The 17,704-nt window shown below is 40.9% G+C and carries 15 protein-coding genes; 6 read left to right on the top strand and 9 right to left on the bottom strand.

Features of this window, described 5'->3' with window-relative positions; genetic code table 11:
• Position 1: 1 nt before the first annotated feature.
• Positions 2–718 carry a molybdopterin-dependent oxidoreductase gene (locus RMZ95_RS06740; RefSeq protein WP_322685085.1) on the bottom strand — a complete coding sequence of 239 codons (717 nt, stop codon included), beginning with the start codon at positions 716–718 and terminating at the stop codon, positions 2–4.
• A 234-nt stretch (positions 719–952) separates the two neighbouring features.
• Here RMZ95_RS06740 and RMZ95_RS06745 point away from each other — a divergent pair, with 234 nt between their 5' ends.
• Positions 953–1,945: a hypothetical protein gene (locus RMZ95_RS06745; protein WP_322685084.1), complete on the top strand. Its 993-nt coding sequence runs from the start codon at positions 953–955 to the stop codon at positions 1,943–1,945.
• Between the two features lie 223 nt (positions 1,946–2,168).
• On the opposite strand, the gene bioF is transcribed toward RMZ95_RS06745, so the two are convergent.
• From bioF to RMZ95_RS06765, 4 genes are all read right to left on the bottom strand, one after another.
• Positions 2,169–3,389: an 8-amino-7-oxononanoate synthase gene (gene bioF / locus RMZ95_RS06750; RefSeq protein ID WP_322685083.1), complete on the bottom strand. Its 1,221-nt coding sequence runs from the start codon at positions 3,387–3,389 to the stop codon at positions 2,169–2,171.
• 126 nt (positions 3,390–3,515) lie between these two features.
• The gene (gene ruvA, locus RMZ95_RS06755) at positions 3,516–4,148 is read right to left on the bottom strand and encodes a Holliday junction branch migration protein RuvA (RefSeq protein ID WP_099101282.1); all 633 of its coding nucleotides are present in this window, start codon (positions 4,146–4,148) and stop codon (positions 3,516–3,518) included.
• Positions 4,148–4,906 carry a sucrose-phosphate phosphatase gene (locus RMZ95_RS06760; protein ID WP_322685082.1) on the bottom strand — a complete coding sequence of 253 codons (759 nt, stop codon included), beginning with the start codon at positions 4,904–4,906 and terminating at the stop codon, positions 4,148–4,150. The genes ruvA and RMZ95_RS06760 overlap by 1 nt, the downstream gene beginning before the upstream one ends.
• A 140-nt stretch (positions 4,907–5,046) precedes the next feature.
• Positions 5,047–5,547, bottom strand: coding sequence for a YfbM family protein (locus RMZ95_RS06765; RefSeq protein WP_322673720.1), 501 nt, complete (start codon positions 5,545–5,547; stop codon positions 5,047–5,049).
• Positions 5,548–6,425: 878 nt separating this feature from the next.
• On the opposite strand from RMZ95_RS06765, the gene RMZ95_RS06770 reads away from it, so the two are divergent.
• The 3 genes from RMZ95_RS06770 to RMZ95_RS06780 all read left to right on the top strand — a co-directional run bounded on the left by RMZ95_RS06770 (position 6,426) and on the right by RMZ95_RS06780 (position 10,511).
• Entirely contained in the window at positions 6,426–7,862 is a 1,437-nt protein-coding gene (locus tag RMZ95_RS06770; protein WP_322685081.1) for a phosphoglucomutase/phosphomannomutase family protein, read from the top strand.
• Between the two features lie 82 nt (positions 7,863–7,944).
• On the top strand, positions 7,945–8,529 hold the full coding sequence (gene rdgB, locus RMZ95_RS06775; protein ID WP_322685080.1) for an RdgB/HAM1 family non-canonical purine NTP pyrophosphatase: 585 nt from the start codon (positions 7,945–7,947) through the stop codon (positions 8,527–8,529).
• 254 nt (positions 8,530–8,783) lie between these two features.
• Complete coding sequence (locus RMZ95_RS06780; protein WP_322685079.1) at positions 8,784–10,511, top strand: caspase domain-containing protein; 1,728 nt, start codon at positions 8,784–8,786, stop codon at positions 10,509–10,511.
• 278 nt (positions 10,512–10,789) lie between these two features.
• On the opposite strand, the gene RMZ95_RS06785 is transcribed toward RMZ95_RS06780, so the two are convergent.
• The 3 genes from RMZ95_RS06785 to thiD all read right to left on the bottom strand — a co-directional run bounded on the left by RMZ95_RS06785 (position 10,790) and on the right by thiD (position 13,134).
• On the bottom strand, positions 10,790–11,128 hold the full coding sequence (locus tag RMZ95_RS06785) for a P-II family nitrogen regulator (RefSeq protein WP_012410794.1): 339 nt from the start codon (positions 11,126–11,128) through the stop codon (positions 10,790–10,792).
• Positions 11,129–11,485: 357 nt separating this feature from the next.
• On the bottom strand, positions 11,486–12,094 hold the full coding sequence (locus RMZ95_RS06790) for a hypothetical protein (RefSeq protein WP_322685078.1): 609 nt from the start codon (positions 12,092–12,094) through the stop codon (positions 11,486–11,488).
• Positions 12,095–12,300: 206 nt separating this feature from the next.
• Entirely contained in the window at positions 12,301–13,134 is an 834-nt protein-coding gene (gene thiD / locus RMZ95_RS06795) for a bifunctional hydroxymethylpyrimidine kinase/phosphomethylpyrimidine kinase (RefSeq protein WP_322673716.1), read from the bottom strand.
• A 514-nt stretch (positions 13,135–13,648) separates the two neighbouring features.
• Here thiD and RMZ95_RS06800 point away from each other — a divergent pair.
• Positions 13,649–13,810, top strand: coding sequence for a hypothetical protein (locus tag RMZ95_RS06800; protein WP_322673715.1), 162 nt, complete (start codon positions 13,649–13,651; stop codon positions 13,808–13,810).
• A gap of 231 nt (positions 13,811–14,041) precedes the next feature.
• A complete protein-coding gene (locus RMZ95_RS06805; RefSeq protein WP_322685077.1) occupies positions 14,042–16,927 on the top strand; it encodes a choice-of-anchor D domain-containing protein in 2,886 nt (961 codons plus the stop codon).
• A gap of 276 nt (positions 16,928–17,203) precedes the next feature.
• Here the strand turns inward: RMZ95_RS06805 and RMZ95_RS06810 are convergent, their stop codons facing one another.
• Positions 17,204–17,632, bottom strand: coding sequence for a hypothetical protein (locus RMZ95_RS06810; protein WP_322673713.1), 429 nt, complete (start codon positions 17,630–17,632; stop codon positions 17,204–17,206).
• Positions 17,633–17,704 lie beyond the last annotated feature (72 nt).

Genomic DNA, 17,704 nt, shown 5'->3' on the forward strand with positions numbered 1-17,704 from the left:
TTTATAGCCCTGCAAACCACTCATAGCCTCGATCTTCCCAATAGCCTTTAGTGGGTAATAAATTGCTGACGAATGTAATTTGAGTTACCCACTTGCTTTGCTTGTAGCCCAATTTAATTGGGGATGCTAGGCGCATCGGCGCACCATTATCAACTGATAAGGGTTGTCCATTCTTTTGATAAGCCATGAGAGTTTGGGGATGTATGGCAGAAGCAAGATCCCAGCTTTCATAGTAGCCATCCGCAGATTTGAAGTAGACATAACGGACGTTTGACTTCGGCTGTACCAGCGCTACTAAATCTCGTAATCGCACACCTCCCCATTGAACGATCGCAGCCCAGCCTTCAACACAGACATGGCGAATTACCATTGAAGTCAAGGGTAGTTTTTGAATATCTGCCATACTCAATTGCATCGCATTATTGACCTCACCATCAATTATTAAGCGAAACTGTGCCGGATCGATTTGCGGGGTAAAATCAAAGGTATTAATCAGCAATTTATCTGCTTCTATGGCACTGACAGAAAATTCAGGTATAGGTTTTTGAGTTAGCAGAAGTGCTTCAAGACTTTGGTTTAGTGGCTCAGAGATTTGCCGCAGATTATCTGAGAACAAATCTGTTCCACAGCCACCAAGAAGAAAGCCTACTCCTGAAAGTCCAGATACTTGCAGTAACCGACGACGGGATAGGGTACGTTTGGGAAGAATCAGACTCATAAAACCTCTACAGCAACATAGATTTCACTAATTTGACTAATTCAAGGGTTAAAGCAAAGGTAAAAGTCAATATTTCGCATTTATCTGCCTTGCGATCGCCAACCTAAAGATTGTAAGTTAGTTACACACATAAAAATCCCCACGCATTTATTTTCTACTGATAACGGATATTTAATTTGTCTTAAGCGCTATTTTAAAAACATAAAAAACCCTAATTAGTTACAACTTTCAAATATGTCAGACAACAAAGAATTTTCATCCGAAAAAAGCTCTTCTGTTAAAAATGTCTTGATTATAGGTGCAGCCGGGTATATTGGCGGAGCGCTGTGCCGAAAGTTTTCTCAGACACAAGATTTTGCCGCATTGGCACTTGTGCGTCCGAGTAGTGATATTGAGGGTATAAAGCCTTTCTGCAAGGAAATAATCCGCTCTCAAGAGGTAGAAATTTCCAGCAATGATATTGCACAAGCAATTCGCAAGCATGATATTACAACAGTAATTAATGTAGCGTGGCATATGCCTCCAGAATCAACCCAAGAAGCTCAATTCGCTTTAGACCGTATAGCATTAGAAGCCACTTTATACGGTACTAGTGCAGTTTCGCCAGATATTCATGTAATTACAACCAGTGGGAATTTCTCTTTGATTACCGCCAATGGAGGACGAATAACAGAAATACCGCCGCCAAAAGGATATACACGACCCGAATATTTAGTATGTTTTGATTTACTATCGGGTGTAAATGTGTTGAAAGATGTGCTAGTAGAAGAATATATCAGTAATAAAGGTAATGCCTCGATTGTCTATCCTTCATCAGTGTATGGTTCAGCACCAACTCGTGGCAGTTTCTGGGATTTTGCAATTCAGCAGTTCATTACAGGGAAACCATACCAAGGCTATCAGCCATTTCCACCAGATTTTATGACGGCGTGGATTCATGTTGAAGATTTAGCAGACTGCTACATTGCGGTAGCGCGATTTGGCTCCAAAGGGGGACACTACCTTGCTGCACCTGAAAATTTTAGTATTAGCCAAGTGTCAAAAATGTTTGCCCAGGCTGCTCAGGTAGAATTTATAGCACCAGTCTTTGAAAACAAAGACAAAGTTATATTTGATGATTCTCATACTAGAGAAGTACTTCAACTTCAATGGAAGTATAAACTGGCTGATGAGATGAAAGGTTGGGTAGAGAGAATAAAAGAGTTAGGAACTTATTTTTTAGAGTAAATCAGGGGTAAATAACTAGTCAATTGTTCGATGAGCTTGATTAAAGCCATCCGTCAACGTCACCGACGAATGGCTGCTCGCTCTATTGTTATTCCTTTCCCCCTTACCCTTTACCCTTTCCCGACAAATGCCAAGAAGTCTATTATGGGAGGTTTTAAGACTTTATCAATAAGTATGTAATTACGAATTACGTTAGCGCAGCGTTAGCGACGCAGGAGCGTCATTACGAATTACGAATTATATTGCAATCCTTCAGCGCTGCTACCAATTTTTCAATATGTGCTACTTCATGAGTTGCCATCACGGATATTCTGATTCGACTTGTGGGCACTGTGGGGGGACGAATTGCTGGGGCAAAAATGCCAGCATCTCTTAGCTGTTTTCCAGCTTTGAGCGCATCTGTAGCATTAAGTAATTGAAAACATAATATGGGTGATTCAGAAGGCAGCAATTTCAGGTTAGGTAACTGTTGCAGCAAAGTTTTCAAGTAATGTATATTCCTCCACAATTGGGCGCGGCGTTGCGGTTCTTGTTGCACTATTTTAATTGCTGCTAAAGCCGCAGCTGTATCAGCTGGTGAAAGCCCAGTGGTATAAATCCAACTGGGTGCGCGGTTTTGCAAAAAGTCAATTAGGGCGCTACTTCCTGCTACATACCCGCCTAAACTACCTAAAGCTTTACTCAAAGTGCCAACTTGAATTAATTGCTTTCCCGTACATCCAAAATGCTCTACACACCCAGCGCCAGTTTTTCCTAGTACCCCAGTGGCATGAGCTTCATCGACTAGCAGCATACAGCTAAATTCATCAGCCAGATCCAACAGTGCAGGCAACGGACATAAATCGCCATCCATGCTGAAGACGCTATCAGTAAGAATCAAACAGCGTCGGTAGTTTTGTCGCTGTTGACTCAACTGAGTTTTCAATACTGCCAGATCGCAGTGTGGGTATTCCACAACTGCTGCACCGCTAAGAATCGCTCCATTTTTCAGACTGGAATGATTGTACTGGTCAGAAAATATTAAATCGCGCTTGCCTACAAGGGCAGTAATTGCACCCAAATTGGCTAGATACCCGGAACTAAATACCAAGGCATCTTCTGTTTGTTTGGTAGATGCGATCGCCTCTTCTAACTCCCTGTGTAACTCCCGATGCCCACTGAGTAATCTCGAACCAGTACTACCAGTCCCAAATTCCGCGATCGCAGCAGTTGCAGCCGCCATCAACCGTTCATCTCCAGCCAATCCCAAATAGTCATTGCTGGCAAAATTAATTACCTCTTGCCCAGCTAAAACCACCGTTGCACCCGGACGACCACTGATCGGTTGTACTGAGCGATACCAGTCCGCCCGATGAATTGTTGCTAACGACTGTTCTAGCCAAGCATAAGGATCGGTGGGGAATGGGGACTGGGGACTGGGGACTGGGGATTGGGAATTGGGCATTGGGCAGGGGGCATTGGGCATTGGGCAGGGGGCATTGGGCAGGGGGCAGGGGGAGAATAACTAATAACAAATGACAAATGACAAATGACAAATGACCAATGACTAATGACTAATGACTAATGACAACTAAACTTGTTCGCTACTGAGATGAGCGATCGCTTGTTTAATCCAGTCTTCGACATAGGCATCTTTGGGTAGTCCGATGTCTTCGCTGACCACATGCAGGGCGTGACTGACTTCATGGGCAGTATATCCCAAGGCGAAGAGAGTCATTTGCACTTCTTCGAGAATTCCTGGTGCTGGCCCGCCTGTGGCGACGAAGAACCCGGCTGATTTGCGCCACTCGACTAATTTGCTTTTCAGTTCCAAACAGATGCGTTCGGCGATTTTTTTACCAACACCGGGAGCCTGAATGAGGATTTGTGTATTGCCAGCGATAATTGCTTGGACTAAATCTGGTAGTTCCAGAGTGTCTAAGAGGGCGATCGCTAAGGCTGCACCAATACCTGTGACAGTCAGCAAGTGGCGAAATAAATCGCGTTCGGCTGGGGAAGCAAAGCCATAAAGAAAGGGCACTTCTTCACGAATTTGCAAATGGGTAAAAATTTGCGTTACTCCTCCCGACTCTGGTAACTGGTTTGCTAGGCGTTGGGGAACTTGCAAATCATACCCCAAGCCATTCACTTCCAGAGTCAGAATCACGCGATTAGCGCCAATTGTTTGGATACCAGCGACTATACCTTTTAAATAACTAATCATTACAAGAGACCAAAATAATTTAAGCCTTCGATAATTCCACCTGCACAAAATCCTCTTGCCAGGTAGTGATAGTCTGCGGGATGCTCATTGTGCCATTGGAGTAACTCTTTTCGGGCATTCCCCACAATGATTCCCCGTTCGTTGCCTACAGCAAATAAAGCAATATCATTACCCGAATCACCACAGACAACTGTTTGTTCTGCTGCAAATTTCCACTTCTGGCGCAAAAACTGCATTGCTTGACCTTTATCGCTGGTCAGGGGTACAATGTCAAGGTCTATTCCGCTACTGTAGATTAACTTTACATTTAATTTAGCTTTTTGCAACTCAGCTTCAAGTTGTGGTAGAACATTCGCAGATACTTCTTGTTCTAAAAAACAACTCACTTTGAAGTGACGCTGTTCTGAATCTGGTTGCCGAACTAACTGAGGATATTTTTTTGTAATAGATAATACAGTTTCCCGTTCCCATCCGGGAGAAAGCATTTCCGACCAACCTGAGTCTGGAGTATCAGTACCATCAAGGTAAATTTCTGTACCCACAGATAGGACGAGGGCATCGGGTTGCAAAAGATTTTTTTGAGCTTGGAGTTCTTTGTAAAGTACAGGCGATCGCCCCGTAGAATAAACGATTTTAGTGCCGTATTCTTGGCGATGTCTCTCCAACAGTTGATTTAGTTCTGGTAAAGCGCTGTCATCGCCCACAGTCCGGTATACGAGGGTGTCATCTAAATCGGTTACAAACAAAAATGGTTTCATGATTAATACCTCTTGCAAAATCTCGTTATTCTACCGCGTGAAGAGACTTTTGCAAGAGATTTCTTTGTTGAAAACAAAATATTGTATCAGACACTAAATTCGAGGATCAATGCTTAACTAAAGTGTATTCTATGTAAAGCTCAGGATATGTATAACAACACTACATCACCACACTTAGCTGCTTCTTGAAAGAACTCTACCACGTAGATATAGTAATCAGTTATGTACTCTAATGCTTCCTTTCCTTCTTGCCATACATGTGGATAAACGTCTGCTGTCAAAAGTGCTGAAGGATCGAAGCGGGCTTCCAGATCGGTCTTGGAAATCTTGCTTAATTCTTTTGCTACTTCTTGTACTTCTTGAGGTGAGAGGAAGCGGGCTGGGCCAAAATCAAAATCTGGGTTTTCTGGATCGCCTAGTGGAGTACCGCCCATGACAACATTTGTTAAAGGCGGATCGTTTGGGAGTGCCGATCCAGTAAGTAAAAAATGCAGACCATGCCATGTCTTGTCAATATTGAGATAGCGCCCATCTGATTCAGATGCCTCGTCATCAGAGAATAAATAGGTAACAATAGACTCTGGATTATTTTGTAATTCAGTAAGTCGATTGGGTGTGATACGTCTATAGTGTCCTATCATTCCCATATTATTTCTTACAAGATTAGGCTATTATTTTTTATCTTCTAATAATATAGTCTTCCGATTTCCGATTTCACTGGTTCATTACCTCGTTCCCAGGCTGCGCTTGGAATTGAGTAAAGCCTCATCAAACCAGCTTTTTAGGACTTGTGTGTACACTGTAGCTTCTTAAGATATCTATTATATTTCAGGTAAAAAATAGATTTATAAGTCCATTCCAATGATTGTTGCAAAGACTTAAGCCTTTCTTATACATGGAAGAACATTTGTTGCAAAGTATTAAGCCTTTCCAAAAAATAATTATACATTAGCTGCAAATGCTTAAACCTTTCTTATATATGGAAGAACGTTAGCTGCAAAGTATTAAACCTTTGCAAAAAATAATTATACATAAGCTGCAAATACTTAAACCTTTCTTATACATGGAAGAACATTAGCTGCAAACGCTCAATTTTTGACAACTAGTGTTTAAATTTGAGCGATGTCGAATGAGACTTAGCACCAAAAAAGAATGTAGAGACTTAGTACTACGTCTCTTTGGCTTAATGCACTACGATACAATCAATTTAACCACCTCTACTGCCTGCGCTCGTAGTCAACACCTCTTCACAACATTCGACTCCAACTGATTCTCCCTCCGACATTCCGCCTCTTGAGAGTGGCGATCGCCTACATTTGTGATCGCCCGTAGGCAAAAATGGATAAAGTCGAGCTTAGTCTTTGGTTTTATTCCTCTGTTCAAGCTACCCCTAGATTTTAAAAAATTAATCATAAATTTTGTGTTGAATATTATTAGTACATACTTTTACTAGATTCTTTTTTTACTCTGCACACTGTATAAATGCTAGAATCCTCAAGTAGACAGTTAGGATACTTAGATGCCAGTTGTAACTAACTCAATCAAGTTTGGTACAGACGGCTGGCGGGGCGTTATCGGTGACGAGTTCACCTTTGAACGCCTAGCCCTGGTCGCGCCAGTTGCCGCAAAAGTATTATATGATACGTATTTTTCTACGGTGGGTAGCCGGACAATAATTGTCGGTTACGATCGCCGATTCATGGCCGAAGACTTTGCTCGTGCTGTCGCCGATACTGTCTCTGCTGTCGGCTTTGATGTGCTACTGAGCGAAAGCTTTGCCCCAACTCCAGCTTATAGTTGGGCAGCAAAAGAACTCAATGCTTTGGGGGCGCTGGTAATTACAGCCAGCCATAATCCTGGTGCATATTTGGGGTTAAAAGTCAAAGGATATTTTGGTGGGTCGGTACCGCCAGAAGTCACAAAAGAGATAGAAGCGCAGTTGTCGGTTGGAGTACCACTAGCAGCTACCCCAGGCAAGCAAGAGAAGTTCGATCCCTGGCCCAGTTATACCCAAGCGCTAGAAGGTAAAGTTGATATCGCTAAACTTCGAGAAGCGATCGCATCTGGCAAACTGACATTATTTGCCGATGTTATGCATGGCGCGGCGGCTGGCGGATTGGCGAAACTACTAGGCGATCGAGTCAAAGAAATCAACAGCGATCGCGATCCCCTCTTTGGAGGCGGTGCGCCGGAACCATTGCCGAAATACCTTTCAAAGCTATTTGAAGTCATCAAGACTCACCGAGAAACCGATAAATCGGGTTTAACAGTGGGGTTAGTATTTGATGGAGACTGCGATCGCATTGCAGCAGTAGATGGAGAAGCCAACTTCCTCAGCTCGCAAGTATTAATCCCGATATTAATCGACCATTTAACCCTGCGGCGCGACTTTAAGGGTGAAATAGTTAAAACTGTTAGTGGTTCCGACTTGATGCCCCTTGTAGCAGCACTACATAACCTGTCAGTCTTTGAAACAGCAGTTGGTTATAAATACATCGCTGACAGAATGTTAGTAGCAAAAGTGTTACTGGGCGGTGAAGAGTCGGGAGGTATCGGCTATGGCAGCCATATTCCCGAACGCGATGCATTGCTGTCAGCATTGTACGTACTAGAGGCGATTGTCGAATCTGGTTTGGATTTAGGTGAATATTATCGCTACTTGCAGAAACAAACAGGATTTATCTCAGCATACGATCGCATTGACTTGCCCTTAGCAAATATGGAAGTGCGATCGCGTCTTTTGCAACAACTGCAAACCCAACCCTTAACGGAAATTGCAGGGAAAGCAGTGATTGATTGCCAAACAATTGACGGCTACAAGTATCGTCTAGCCGATAAAAGCTGGTTAATGATTCGCTTTAGCGGTACTGAGCCAGTTTTACGCCTCTACTGCGAAGCCTCAACAATTGAGCAAGTGCATCAAACTCTTGCTTGGGCGAAACAGTGGGCAGAGTAAAATTAGTGAGGAGTTGAGAGTTAGGAGTTAAGAATTAATAACTCATAACTTATCACTCCTAACTCCTAACTGATAACTTTTTATGACATTACTTGTAGTAGCCACAGGAAATCCAGGTAAGTTGCGGGAAATGCAAGCTTACCTGGAAAATTCTGGTTGGGAATTAACCCTTAAACCTGAAGAGTTGGAAATTGAAGAGACGGGCGAAACTTTTGCCGCTAACGCTTGTCTGAAAGCATCACAAATTGCTAAAGCTACAGGAAACTGGGCAATTGCTGATGATTCGGGTTTACAAGTAGATGCCCTAAATGGCGCACCAGGAGTTTATTCTGCACGTTACGCCAAAACCGACTCAGAACGCATTGCCAGGGTACTCAAAGAATTAGGCAACGAGGTAAATCGGCAAGCTCAATTTGTTTGTGCAGTAGCGATCGCTCGTCCTGATGGTGCGATCGTATTAGAATCCGAAGGTATTTGTCGCGGCGAAATTCTCCATGCACCGCGTGGTGATGGTGGTTTCGGCTACGATCCAATTTTTTATGTGCAAGAGTTGCAATTAACTTTTGCTGAGATGACACGAGACTTGAAGGGGTCAATTAGCCATCGAGGCAAAGCTTTTGCTACTTTACTTCCCCAACTAGACACAGTGCTTATTCCTGAGTCCTGAGTTAGGGAGAATATAAGTCACCATTTGGCTTTACTCATTTTAAATTGACTTCAAAATAATTATGTAGGAATTGAAAAATTGGATGCACTAGAGAGATGGGAAGCAAACACATAGGCTTAACCTCCTGTTAATATAGTTTTACCTTGCTTGATTATGGGGAAATACAATAATTTTAAAAGTGCTGGAAATTTTGACCAATTTTCTAATAAATCAAGCAAGTTTAATGACAATTTTAATAGTATAAAAATTTAAATATGGTGAAGCTAGCATTGTTAATTGGAGTAAGTGAGTATGAGTCTGGTTTAGCTCCTTTAGCTGCTGCCACTAAGGATGTGGAGGCAATGCAGGAAGTGTTGGAAGATCCAGAAATTGGTGGTTTTGATGAAGTAAAACTTCTAATAAATCCTGAGCGACAGGCGATAGAGGAAGCAATCTTTTCCTTGTTTGCAAATCGTGAAAAAGATGACCTTGTATTGCTGTATTTCTCAGGACATGGAATTAAAGATGATAGCGGTAATCTTTATTTAACAAGCTGTAATACCCGCAAAGAGCAAGAAAAATTGGTTCACCCAACTGCGGTAGCAGCAAGTTATGTACAGAACACAATGAGTGATAGTCGTTCTAGACGACAGGTGGTGATTGTTGATTGTTGCTTTAGTGGTGCTTTTAGCCAAGGAATGAAAGTTAAAGATGACGGTTCTGTACCTATTAAGCAACAATTAGGTGGAGAAGGACGAGCTATTCTTACCTCTTCAACTTCAACTCAGTATTCTTTTGAACATCCAGGATTTGAACTTTCTCTTTATACACATTTTTTAATTGAGGGTCTGAAAACAGGCGTAGCAGATTTAGATAGTGATGGGAACATTTCCATTGATGAACTACATACATATGCTAGCCAGAAAGTTCAAGATACTGCTCCTGGAAAAATGAAACCTGAATTTTATCCAGTCAAAGATGGGTACAAAATTTTACTAGCAAAAGTACGTATTAATGACCCCAAGTTGGAATATCGTAAAGTAGTTGAACGTTATGTTATAAACGGCGAATTTACTAAATTTGCACGTAAGCTACTAGATTTAAAGAAGGATGATTTAAAAATAAGTTTCTCGGAAGCAAGAATAATTGAAAATGAGGTTATTAAGCCTTACCGAGAATACAACGCTAAATTAAAATACTATCAAGAAATGTTATCAGAAGCAATTCAGCATTTTTATCCTTTAGATAATTCGATTATTAATGATTTTAAGTTAATTGAACAAGATTTGGGCCTTAGAGAAAAAGATGCAGTCAAAATCCAACAAAAAACTATTGCGAAACGGGAAGCAGGATTTTTAATATCTTTGGCTACTAGCATTTTGGATAAGCTTGGATTTGAGGAATATTTCATTAAGAGTAAAAGTATATCCCCTCCATATTTAGCTTATAAATTTAAGCAACCTAGAGAAGCCAATGAATTTTATCAACTTGTTTTACTTCAGCGAAATGATTGTCTAGATATTTATATTCTTAAAGATATTTTTAATATTGGTTTATTAAAAATAAAATTTTGGGAATATAACGAATTTTTAGGAGAAGCAGAGGCTTTTACAAAAGGTGTTTTTTGGATATTACCTAGTAAAATTGATATCTTTTTAGATTCACTTCACCCGGTGTACGCAGATTTATTTAAAGGTAAAGTACAAGGTGATTGTTCGCTGAATCAATTTTACCACGATGAATATGGAAATGAAGAATGCACTGATCTGAAATTTTCCTTAGTTGAATTTCCCTTTGAGATAATGAGTAACAGAAGAGATAGCTATTTGGTAGTTAGTGACAATCAACTTTTTACCAATACTTGGAAAATATCTATTAGCTCCGGTAAAATCCTGGAAGAGGTTATTGATTATTTATTCCAGCAAATGACGATACAAGGTTTATTACAGCCACTTTCCAGTTTTATTATTAACACTGAAAATCCACCTATGAGTAGTAGTTGAATGAATAATGCATGCCAATAAATTTCATTGAAGCCTGATCCAGCAACTATATTGCACAGCATTAGTAGGTAAAAATATAAACTCTAAGAGAGAAAGCGCAACTAAGTAAAAAACTCTCGTTGCTGTTTCTTTCTTTTTTGTGTCCATTTTAAACTCAATAAAAGGCGTTGCTGATTTAAGAAATGAAAAACTATCTCAAAGTTAATATTTTCGATATATTTCATCCTACTATTCAGCAAAGCCCACTATACTCCTACTCAGTACTCAGTATTTAGTACTCAAACTGCTTCTGTGTTCTTTTCGCCGGTGCGAATCCGAATCACTTGCTCAACAGGCGAGATGAAAATTTTACCATCGCCGATTTCACCAGTGCGGGCAGCAGCAATAATTTTGTCTACCACCATATCAACTTGATTGTCGTCAACGACGATTTCCACTTTGAGTTTTTGGAGAAACTCAACGGTGTACTCAGAACCACGATATCGTTCAGTTTGACCTTTTTGCCGTCCGAACCCCCGGACTTCAGAAACAGTCATGCCAACAATACCAGCGTTAACTAAAGCAATTTTCACCTCATCTAGCTTAAATGGGCGGATAATAGCTTCGACTTTTTTCATCTTCTTGACTCCTGACTTCTACTAGCTTCGTTTATATATCTAACCAGATCCGCTGTCCGAAGCTGTAACTAGCAGTGCTTTTCCTAAAAAATATGTAATAATTACAACTTTTTTAAAGTGTAAGTGCTTTACTTGAGGGTTTATGACATAACAAGCGGCAAGGATTTATTAATTGGATAATCTTTGAGGTTCTAACATCAAGAAGTTGCTGTCAATTTAGCATTTTATGTAGCTTTTATAACCTAAAAATAGATTGTTTCCACCATCTAGCAGATTTGTTCAGATATTTAGAGAGCGATCGCAGCCAAATTGCATACTAGCCCGCAAGCCTGCTACTGCTGACTGTGGGAATGTCAACTAACGTTTCTGATGTTCAAACAAGGGACGCACAACAAAATATCCAGCACTAAAGGCAGTCAGCATGATTAACAAGATGGTAATAATTAACCACCAGCCATTGAGTCCCTTGACATCTGGCTCAGTAGTGGAATAATAACTGACTTGCTGCTCTTCTATAAAAATTGGTTCTGATATCGGAAAGTTCATTTCCATTACAGGTGCAGAAAAGTCTTGGCGGCGGCTTTTTTTAGCTGGTTGTTTGGACACAACAGATGGACGCGAACGAGAAACCTGCTGAGGTGAACGCGCTTGCGTTACTGGCTGTTTAGCATTACTTTTAACGTCACCAGAAGCTTGGTTAGCTTGGGGATAATTAGCTGTAGCATGGGAATCTACAAAATTTTGCAAACGAGAAAAAGACTCAACGACTTTAGTAATTTCTTGGCGTAATAGTTGATTTTCTTGTACTAGTTGCTGATTTTGGGTGGTGAGTGCATTTAGCCTCGCCTGTGCTGCTTGCAACTCTGTTGACAATTCCCTGTATACAGATAGTGGTACAGAGGGAGGATAGGCTTGAGTAGTCGGTGTTGGCGAATTTCTGGGAACAGAACCTATGGTTGTTCGCATCGGGGGCTTGGTATTAAAAATCAAAGTAATTAGATCGTACAGAGATGCTAACAGAGATAGTCACCCCTGAAACTATGCCCAAGAATAATAGAAAAATACCGAAAGGGCAAAGATTTTTTATTTGGGCATTGAAGATGAGGTACTGAGAAAACTTTTCTTTAGTCCCTATCCCGAATGCCCAGTCTCCAATCTCTAATCCCTAGTCTCTAGTCCCTAGTCCCTAGTCCCCACAATGGGAAGAAGTGTCCCACAGGGCCTTGTCCTTCGCCAATATCTAGGGCGTAAGTGAGTGCGGTAGTCACATATTCCTTTGCCTGTTGCACTGCCTGCCACAAATCTTTTCCTTTAGCTAGATTAGCAGCGATCGCAGCCGATAGCGTACAACCAGTACCGTGAGTATTTTTTGTCTCTACTTGCTGGCAAGTCAAAACTTCCAACTTGTCCCCATCAAACCAAATATCAACGCCACGTAAATCTCCCTGCATACCTCCGCCTTTGACTAAAACAACCTTTGTCTTTAAAGTCTTGTAAATAATTTCCGCAGCAGCTTGCATATCCTCTAAAGAATTAATTTGTAAACCGCTCAAAATCTGGGCTTCATAGCGATTGGGCGTGATCATAACCGCTTTCGGAATCAAGGCATGGCATAAAGTCTTTACAGCATCATCATCAATCAATTGTGCTCCCGTGCGTGACACCATTACTGGATCGACTACTAAATTATTGATTTGTAAAGCTTCTACTTGCTGGGCAACAGCAAAAATAATTTCCTGATTGAGCAACATTCCAGTTTTAGCAGCTTGTACGCCAATATCCTCAACTACTGCCTGAATTTGCGCTACAACAGCCTCTGTTGGCATAGCATCGACCCTCTTCACTCCTAGAGTGTTTTGTGCCGTGACGCAGGTTATAGCACTAGTACCGTGGACACAGTGAAAAGCAAAGGTACGTAAATCAGCTTGAATTCCTGCACCACCACCGCTATCTGAACCAGCAATGGTTAAAGCAACAGGTATTCTGGAGTTTATTTCAGCGTTCATATTATGAAGATTAAGTAAGTTGGTGTCATCAAACCAAACTATCTCAAAGATTGATGAACTAGGCTAAAATCCTTTTTCTTCCTGCGCGCCACCATAACCTGACTTTAGAGTTCTGAATTATTTAGAGAAACTTCATCAAATCCTTGCACAAGGGGCTTTTTATGCTCATATCATTCTGGAAATTAATAGAACTCCAGCAGACATATCCATAATTTTTTGAATTTAGTTGTAAAAAAACTTACCAGGTTCCGGGCTTTTACTGATATCAAGTGCTATTTGTAAAGGTTAGTTTTAACTAAGTTCACAACGCTCAGTTACACCGCTTAAAACAGGTTCAACTAAGTTGTTACATTAGTCCCCTTAAGTTAAAGGGTCAACCTAACTAAAGTTTCAACCAATTTAACTTCGATCGCTTTAACTTTAAGTCCCCAGTTATCAGCTAAGGGTGAATTTTACCATGCAGATTTGGCAACCTCTTGACCTAAAACAACGCATAAAGTTCAGAGGAATTACTATGCCAAATACGATCGTTTTATTGAAAAAAACAGATGCTAAAGCTGGTTTACAAAGAGCAGCTATGTCTACAATGGGCTACGCCTACGCAGTGGCTAAAGATAAAGTCTGGAGTAGAAGTATCTACGCGCTAATCGTCCAATTAATCTCAACAAAACTCTGACGATTGACGGTATTGATATTCCTGATTTAACCATTAACGGTTGACAGGAGAAAAATTTTTCAGTTTGACAACAGTGTTTCTATAATCGACGCGATTTTAAGTCGCGATCGGATAACTGTGACTGTCCTTAACAGTTCAGATAGATGGCTCATTCAAATAACTACTTAGCAACTGAAGAAAGTTGCTGAGATTGTACTACCAATTTCCCTTACACATATTCGGAGTAAACAGATGGCTGGCAATACATATTACGTTTCTGCAACAGGCAGTGATAGAAATAATGGCTTAGACGAAGAATCTGCATTTCTCAGCTTGGGTAGAGCCGTATATGAGATGAAAGCAGGCGACACCCTCTATGTGATGAATGGAAATTATCAAATGAAAGGGATTACGCTTTTTAACTTGAATGGCTCACCAGATAACTGGACAACAATAAAAGCTTATCCAGGGGCTACGCCGACGATAACAACAACGGGAAGTGGCATTAATATATTGAGTTCATCCTACGTGCGGATTGAAGGACTTAATATAAAAGGCAATCGGGAAAACATCACTCTCGAATATGCCTTGCAAGAGAAGAATAACCTGAATAACCCCTTGACCAATAGTAATGGTATTGCTGTTAATGCATGGAAAAACGTTGATGGTGAAGGTGGTACTAATCCCCATCATATTGTCATCACTGGTAACACAATCCGTAACTTTCCAGGTGGAGGTATAGCATTCAGTAATTCAGACTATATAACTGTTGAGAAAAACATTGTGTCTGGAAATGCTTGGTATTCACCTCACGGCAATCAGGGAATAACCTCTCTCAACAGTTTTAATTTTGATAACAATACCACTGACTACAGAATGATTTTGCGAGACAACATTGTCTACGATAACCAAAGTTTAGTTCCGTGGAAAAATGGAGGCGTTGACAAAATTACTGAGGGACATGGGATTATGCTTGATACTACCGATATCAGCAAAGATAATGTGCCCTATACAGGTAAAGCATTAATTGCAAATAACATTACTTACAACAATGGAGGTGCAGGCATTAATGTTTTCAAAGCTACCAATGTTGATGTTATCAACAACACAGCTTACAAGAATGCCCAAGTTCTTACAGATTCTGGAGAGATTAGTGTTACTTACTCGGAAAATGTACGTGCCTACAACAACATTTTGTATGCAAACGACAATCAATATGCTAACAGAATTAAGTACGACACAAATGTAATTTTCGATCGCAATCTTGTTTATAACTCGAACCTATTCCAAGCTTCAGATAATTTAAACACTACAGGGTTACAGAATCTTTTGGGTCAAGATCCTCAATTCGTTGATGCAGACAAAGGGAATTTTGCACTCAAACCTGGAAGTGTTGCGATCGATGGTGGTTCCAATGCCTTCAATAGCATCACCAAGAAGACTCCTCAGGATGGTGATGGGAATGGCAGTACAGTCATTGATATTGGTGCATACGAAGCTCCCCGCAACTCCACCAAAACCCCAGAAATTCAAGTTCTCAATGGCACACTTAATATTATTGATGGCAACACTGCCATTAACTTTGGTGAGACTCTTGTTGGTGAACCCTTGACTAAAACCTTTACTATCAAGAACACCGGTATAGCTGCACTCAACCTAAGTAATCTTAAACTTCCCGACGGATTTAGTTTGGTTGGAACTCTTCCAACGAGTGTGGCTGTTAATGCTTCCACCACCATATCGGTGGCACTCAATCCCACTGCACCCGGCGTATATAGTGGTAGCCTCAGTTTAAACAACAACGACGTTAATGAAAGTCCCTTTGACTTTGCCATTAGTGGCACAGTTTATACCCCAGAAATTCAAGTTCTCAATAACACTGTTGACATTACAGATGGTGACACTACTGCCATTAACTTTGGTGAAACGACTGTTGGTGATGCCTTAACCAAAACCTTTACTATCAAGAACACCGGTACAGGCGCACTCAAACTAAGTAATCTTAAACTTCCCGACGGATTTAGTTTGGTTGGAACTCTTCCAACGAGCGTGGCAGTTAATGCTTCTACTACCATATCGGTGGCACTCAATCCCACTACAGCCGGTAGCTATAGTGGCAACTTCAGTTTAAAAAACAACGATATTGATGAAAGCTCCTTTGACTTTGCCATTAGTGGCACAGTCAGACCCGCTCCTGTCCAGGGAATTCAAGTTCTCAATGGCACTAACTCCAATGACACCTTTACTATCCGACGAGGCGATGGTAATTACAGCATCACTGACTTTGGTGGTGTAGGTACTAGTTCAAACCCTTCGGCTACTGTGGTTGCCAAGATAGACACCTTGCAATTTATTGGGAATGAATTGACTGCGAGAAATCTGCAATTAACTCAAAATGGCAGCAATTTAGAAGTCAGCTTTGGAAATGTGGCTAATACTAAAGTCACTCTGCAAAACTTTAAGTTAGAAAACCTAGACAACTTAGCCGCATCGACAACAAGACCTGCCATTGGCAATATCATCTTTGACGGAGAGGCTAGTGTTACCAAAAGCTTTGATGTAATTAATGCCAACTCTACTCAAACGTATGTTTCTACCGCTAACACTGTCACCTTTCTCAATGACTTGAACAATAATATCAGCGGTTTTTACAGTTCCAATGATGTGATTAATGGTCAAGGAGGTAATGATACCATCAATGGCAGCGGTGGCGACGATCTGCTGCGGGGTGGTACTGGCAACGATCTTCTCATTGGTGGACAAGGCAATGATACTCTTGTGGGTGGTACAGGTGCTGACTCTTTCCTCTACGACACCAATTCTAGCTTTTATAGCCCTGTTGTGGGTATTGATACCATCGCTGACTTCAATCGCTCTCAAGGTGATAAGATTGTCCTCGATAAGACTACCTTTACTGCTATTACTTCTGTTACGGGAACGGGTTTTAGTAACGCCAGTGATTTTCAAATCACCAGTTTAGGGGCACTTAGCAATGCTGTGATTGTTTACGACTCGATGACTGGGCAGTTACTATACAATCAAAATGGTAGCGCTGCTGGTTTCGGCAGTGGTGGTCAATTTGCACAACTTACTGGTGCGCCCAATCTTACTGCTTCTGACTTTATCATTCAAGCATAGCTAGTAGTTCGCCAAGGAAACTTGACTCTTTTAAGGGCAAGGGGGAAAGGGAAAAGATGTTTACTCCTTTAACCTTTCCCCTTTTCCCAGCCTTCACCTAACAATTATTGAATTTATGGAGATGTTTAATAAATGGTAGTCAAGTAAAAGCCATTCCAAAAAACATCTTTCCAATAAAAATGTCGTTGTCCATGAATAATATCATCACTAGCGATCTAACTTTTTGACCAGAAATAGCCGTATTATTTGGAACTTATAGTTGTAATATAACTACTGCTATGGTTGCGATCGCAACTCTTGTAATAGCCCCTGCAAAAACTTTCCCCATTCTGCTGCCAAAGGGATTTCTGTAAACGGAACCCGCACGGAATTAGCAGATTCGGAAAATAGAAATTCTAATTCTATGGAACGACCTTTCTCTGGTGGATTGTTTACATCTACTGATTTTTCATCTACTAAAACCTGGATTTGTTTGATATCAAGCAAGGAGAATGTTTCTAGTTTAATCGGCCCTTGAGGCGTAGGTTTTCCCCAAGTGATATTGTTTTCTTTTTGACCTAATACAGCATAAATATCATACTTAGCCCGTTCAAATTGCTCTGCCCAAGTGCGATAGGCTTCGACTTTTTGATACTCCTTCGAGCCTTGCCAAGCCAACCAGAAAAACATTACTAACAGCGGCAACCACAAAAGACCACGTTCCATCGTTTAAAAAAATCCTCAGTTTTGAGTGAAACTTGTAACTAAAAGTGCAAAATCTACCAACAAGGGGTCGAG

The organism is Nostoc sp. DedQUE07 (genome assembly GCF_034530975.2).
Lineage (GTDB): Bacteria > Cyanobacteriota > Cyanobacteriia > Cyanobacteriales > Nostocaceae > Nostoc.

What these genes read in the sequence shown, in the direction of transcription:
- RMZ95_RS06780 (WP_322685079.1), top strand. Translation starts at nt 8,784, where the DNA reads ATGGTGAAGCTAGCATTGTTAATTGGAGTAAGTGAGTATGAGTCTGGT.
- RMZ95_RS06740 (WP_322685085.1), bottom strand. Translation starts at nt 718, where the DNA reads ATGAGTCTGATTCTTCCCAAACGTACCCTATCCCGTCGTCGGTTACTG.
- RMZ95_RS06790 (WP_322685078.1), bottom strand. Translation starts at nt 12,094, where the DNA reads ATGCGAACAACCATAGGTTCTGTTCCCAGAAATTCGCCAACACCGACT.
- RMZ95_RS06770 (WP_322685081.1), top strand. Translation starts at nt 6,426, where the DNA reads ATGCCAGTTGTAACTAACTCAATCAAGTTTGGTACAGACGGCTGGCGG.
- RMZ95_RS06805 (WP_322685077.1), top strand. Translation starts at nt 14,042, where the DNA reads ATGGCTGGCAATACATATTACGTTTCTGCAACAGGCAGTGATAGAAAT.
- RMZ95_RS06765 (WP_322673720.1), bottom strand. Translation starts at nt 5,547, where the DNA reads ATGATAGGACACTATAGACGTATCACACCCAATCGACTTACTGAATTA.
- bioF (WP_322685083.1), bottom strand. Translation starts at nt 3,389, where the DNA reads ATGCCCAATTCCCAATCCCCAGTCCCCAGTCCCCAGTCCCCATTCCCC.
- RMZ95_RS06760 (WP_322685082.1), bottom strand. Translation starts at nt 4,906, where the DNA reads ATGAAACCATTTTTGTTTGTAACCGATTTAGATGACACCCTCGTATAC.
- thiD (WP_322673716.1), bottom strand. Translation starts at nt 13,134, where the DNA reads ATGAACGCTGAAATAAACTCCAGAATACCTGTTGCTTTAACCATTGCT.
- rdgB (WP_322685080.1), top strand. Translation starts at nt 7,945, where the DNA reads ATGACATTACTTGTAGTAGCCACAGGAAATCCAGGTAAGTTGCGGGAA.
- RMZ95_RS06745 (WP_322685084.1), top strand. Translation starts at nt 953, where the DNA reads ATGTCAGACAACAAAGAATTTTCATCCGAAAAAAGCTCTTCTGTTAAA.
- RMZ95_RS06785 (WP_012410794.1), bottom strand. Translation starts at nt 11,128, where the DNA reads ATGAAAAAAGTCGAAGCTATTATCCGCCCATTTAAGCTAGATGAGGTG.
- ruvA (WP_099101282.1), bottom strand. Translation starts at nt 4,148, where the DNA reads ATGATTAGTTATTTAAAAGGTATAGTCGCTGGTATCCAAACAATTGGC.
- RMZ95_RS06800 (WP_322673715.1), top strand. Translation starts at nt 13,649, where the DNA reads ATGCCAAATACGATCGTTTTATTGAAAAAAACAGATGCTAAAGCTGGT.
- RMZ95_RS06810 (WP_322673713.1), bottom strand. Translation starts at nt 17,632, where the DNA reads ATGGAACGTGGTCTTTTGTGGTTGCCGCTGTTAGTAATGTTTTTCTGG.